Here is a 3,690-nt window from a genome sequence, read left to right as displayed (position 1 = left end):
GTCGACGGGCAGCTGCCGGGGCCCGGCGGGCGTGTCCGCGATCCGTACGCCCAGGGTGTCCGCCTCGCGGGCGACGCGGTACAGGGCCTCGGCGAAGAGCTCCGGGTCCACGTCGCCCTGGATGTCCAGGTACTCGGCGGTGTTCAGGGCGGGGCTCTCCGGGTCGAGGGCCTGGGCCTGCCACATGGCCGACTGAGCGGCCGTCAGCGGCAGCCCCTCCGGCGCGATGCGCCGGGCGGGGCCGCTGCCGCTGACGGGCCGCTCGAGTGCGGTGACGGTCATGCCCGGGCCCCCAGCAGGGGTGCCCACTCCTCGATGGCCGGCTTCTCCGCGAGGTCGACGAAGGTGACCTCGGTGCCGTGGTCGCGCCGCCAGCGCTCGACGAGGGTCATGATGCGGACGGAGTCGAGGCCGTAGTCCACGAGGTTCTCGTCGTCGGGGATGTCGGCCGGGTCCTCGCCCAGCACGTCGGCGACGTCGGCACGGATCTGTTCCAGGGTCAGGGCCACGGTGCTCACTGTCCTTCGAAGACGCGGTCGGTGGTGGTGACGACGGCGCACTTGGCGGCCGCCCAGCGAAGTGCCATGGCGTGGTCGCCGGCGGAGAAGTCGGCGACGGCGTCGGCGACGAGGAAGGGCTGGATGTCGCGCATCCAGGCGTCGCACGCGCTCATCATGACGCCGATGTGGGCGTAGACGCCGACGACGATCAGCTGGTCGCGGCCCTGCTCCGCCATCCGCTCGGCGAGGTCGGTGCGGACGAAGGCGCTGTACTTCCACTTGGTGAGCACGGTGTCGCCCGCGTCGGGGGCGACGGCGTCGGCGATGGCCTTGGCGCGCTCGTCGTCGGGCAGTCCGGGGCCCCAGAAGTCCTGCTGGAGGCCGCGCTCGGCGGCGGTCTGGCCGCCGGGCTGGGCGGAGTAGACGACGGGGACGCCGAGGCGGGCGCACTCCTTCCTCAGCCGCGCGATGTTGGCGAGCAGCTCGGTGACGGGCGAGGCGCCGGTCTCGAAGGCGTCGAGGAAGTAGTTCTGGAGGTCGTGCACGAGCAGCACGGCGCGGCTCGGGTCGACCGTCCAGGCGACCTTGTTCGCGGGGAGGTCCGCGGCGGTGGGCATGGGATAGGGGGCGATGGCGGGGAGCGCCATGGTGGCGGGGCCTTTCGTGGTTCCGGGATGCGTGCGGGGTGACCGGGGCTCAGTCGCGGGCGGCGGCCGTGTCGCGCAGCCGCGCGGCGATGGCGGCGCGCAGGTCCTTCTTGGAGACCTTGCCGATGCCGGTCTGCGGGAACGCCTCGACGAACTCGACGCGGTCGGGCACCTTGAAGGCGGCGAGCCCGCGCTCGCGCACGAACTTCTTGACGGCGATGGACTTCACCGGCGCGGTGCCCTCGCGCAGTACGACGTAGGCGCAGGTGCGCTCGCCGAGGTAGTCGTCGGGCATGGAGACGACGGCGACGTCGTGGACGGCGGGGTGGGCGAGGATGTGGTTCTCGATCTCCTCGGCCGCGACCTTCTCGCCGCCCCGGTTGATCTGGTCCTTGGCCCGGCCCTCGACGACCAGGTGGCCCGTCTCCGTGAGCCGTACGACGTCACCGGTGCGGTAGAAGCCGTCGGCGGTGAAGGCGGTGGCGTTGTGCTCGGGGGCCCGCCAGTAGCCGCGGATGGTGTACGGGCCGCGGGTGAGGAGGTGTCCGGTGGCGCCCACGGGCAGGTCGTTGTCCTCGTCGTCCACGACGCGGATCTCGTCGTCGGGCGAGATGGGGCGGCCCTGGGTGGTGACGATCGTGTCCTCGGGGTCGTCGAGCCGGGTGTAGTTCACCAGGCCCTCCGCCATGCCGAAGACCTGCTGGAGGGTGCAGCCGAGGGCGGGGCGGACGCGCCGGGCGGCCTCCTCGCTGAACTTGGCGCCGCCGACGAGCAGCACCTCCAGGCTGGAGAGGTCGTGCGGGGTGCCGGCGGCGGCCTCGGTCCACACCAGGGCCAGCGGCGGGACGAGGCCGGTGAGGGTGACGCCCTCGGCCTCGATGAGCGGGAAGGCCACGTCGGGGCTGGGGCGGGGGGCGAGGACGACCCGGGCGCCGGCGTACAGGGCGCCGAGGGTGCCGGGCGAGCTGAGGGGGAAGTTGTGGGCGGCGGGCAGCGCGCACAGGAAGACGCTGTGCTCGTCGACGCCGCAGATCTCGTTGGAGCCCCACAGCGAGTAGATGTAGTCGTCGTGGGTGCGCGGGATGAGCTTGGGCACTCCGGTGGAGCCGCCGGAGAGCTGGAGGAAGGCCAGCTCGTGGGGTCGGGGCGCGTCGTCGATGGCGACCGGCTCGGCCGGGACGTCGGCGAGGGCGGTGTGCCCGGTGTGTTCGCCCGGGTCGCCGACGACGAAGACGTGCTTGAGGGTGGGGACTTCGGCCTTCACCTTGGTGGCGAGCTCGCGGTAGTCGTAGCCCTCGGCGACGTCGGCGATGACGTAGGCGGCCGCCTCGGTGAAGGCGCAGAAGTGGCGGATCTCGGTCTCGCGGTGCGCCGGGAGGGCAAAGACGGGAAGGGCGCCGATGCGGAAGAGGGCGAAGACGACCTCGAAGAACTCGGCGACGTTCGGCAGCTGGAGGACGACGCGGTCGCCCTTGCCGATGCCGCGGGCGAGCAGGCCGGCGGCCAGCCGGTCGGCGCGCAGGTCGAGTTCGCCGTACGTCCAGCGGCGTCCCTCGCCCGCCGGGTCGACGATCGCGACCCGGTCGGGGTGGGCCTCGGCGCGCTCGCGCAGCATCCGGCCGAACGTTTCGCCGCGCCAGTAGCCCTTGGCCCGGTAGCGCTCGGCGAACGCGGCCGGATAGCCGGGCGCGTCGTCGATGTCCTTGATGCCCGTCACTGGTCAACCCCCACTGCCTGAAGGAACGTCTGGAACTTGGCGCCGGTCTCGGCGGTCTCCGCCTCCGGCGAGGACTGCTCGACGACGCCCGCGCCCGCGAAGAGGCGCAGCGTGCGCTCCTCGGCCTCGGCGCAGCGGATGGTGACGACCCATTCGCCGTCACCGCTCGCGTCGCCCCATCCCACCATGCCGGTGTAGGCGCCCCGGTCGAAGGGCTCGAGCTCCCCGATGACCCGGCGGGCGGTGTCGGTGGGGGTGCCGCACACGGCGGGCGTCGGGTGGAGGGCGCAGGCCAGCTCCAGGGCGGAGACGGCGGGGTCGGCCGGCTCGCCGACGACGGTGGTGGACAGGTGCCACATGGTGGCGGTGCGCACCAGGGTGGGGCGCGTGGGCACGTCGAGGGTGCGGCAGTAGGGGGCGAGGGCCTCGCGGACGGCGTCGACGACGACGGCGTGCTCGTGGAGGTCCTTGGCGGATTCGAGGAGGGCGGCCGCGCGGCGCACGTCCTCGGCGAGGTCGGCGCTGCGGGGGGTGGAGCCGGCGAGCGGGTTGGCCACGAGGCGGCCGCCGCGCCGGGAGACGAGGAGTTCCGGGCTGGCGCCGAGCAGGGTGCGGCCGGGGCCGGAGGGGACGGCGAAGGTGTAGCCCGAGGGGTCGCGGCGGGCGAGGCGCTGGAGCAGCGCGGGCAGGTCCAGGTCGCGCGAGGAGCGCAGTTCGAGGGTGCGGGCGAGGACGACCTTGCTGAAGTCGCCGCGCTTCATGCGCCGTACGGCCTCGGCGACGGCTCTGCCGTATATCTCCGGCGAGGGGGGGGGCCGGATGTCCC

At 73.5% G+C, this 3,690-nt stretch carries 5 protein-coding genes; all 5 read right to left on the bottom strand.

What is annotated here, in order from left to right:
* The coding region (locus K6I33_RS32990; RefSeq protein WP_229358344.1) for a condensation domain-containing protein at positions 1-282 on the bottom strand (282 nt) is incomplete at its 3' end.
* Positions 279-509 (bottom strand): phosphopantetheine-binding protein, encoded by a 231-nt coding sequence (locus K6I33_RS32985; protein ID WP_229358342.1) that lies wholly within the window; start codon positions 507-509, stop codon positions 279-281. The genes K6I33_RS32990 and K6I33_RS32985, both read right to left, overlap by 4 nt.
* Positions 510-514: 5 nt before the next feature.
* The gene (locus K6I33_RS32980) at positions 515-1,147 is read right to left on the bottom strand and encodes an isochorismatase family protein (RefSeq protein WP_229358340.1); all 633 of its coding nucleotides are present in this window, start codon (positions 1,145-1,147) and stop codon (positions 515-517) included.
* Positions 1,148-1,196: 49 nt separating this feature from the next.
* On the bottom strand, positions 1,197-2,864 hold the full coding sequence (locus tag K6I33_RS32975; protein WP_229358338.1) for a (2,3-dihydroxybenzoyl)adenylate synthase: 1,668 nt from the start codon (positions 2,862-2,864) through the stop codon (positions 1,197-1,199).
* Positions 2,861-3,690, bottom strand: an 830-nt coding sequence (locus tag K6I33_RS32970) for an isochorismate synthase (protein ID WP_229358336.1), incomplete at its 5' end; no start/stop codon positions are given. The genes K6I33_RS32970 and K6I33_RS32975, both read right to left, overlap by 4 nt.

This window comes from Streptomyces sp. UNOB3_S3, from assembly GCF_020740895.1.
In the GTDB taxonomy this organism is placed as follows: domain Bacteria; phylum Actinomycetota; class Actinomycetes; order Streptomycetales; family Streptomycetaceae; genus Streptomyces.
The sequence above is the reverse complement of the archived record's forward strand: the minus strand, read 5'-3'. Positions and strand labels throughout refer to the sequence as shown.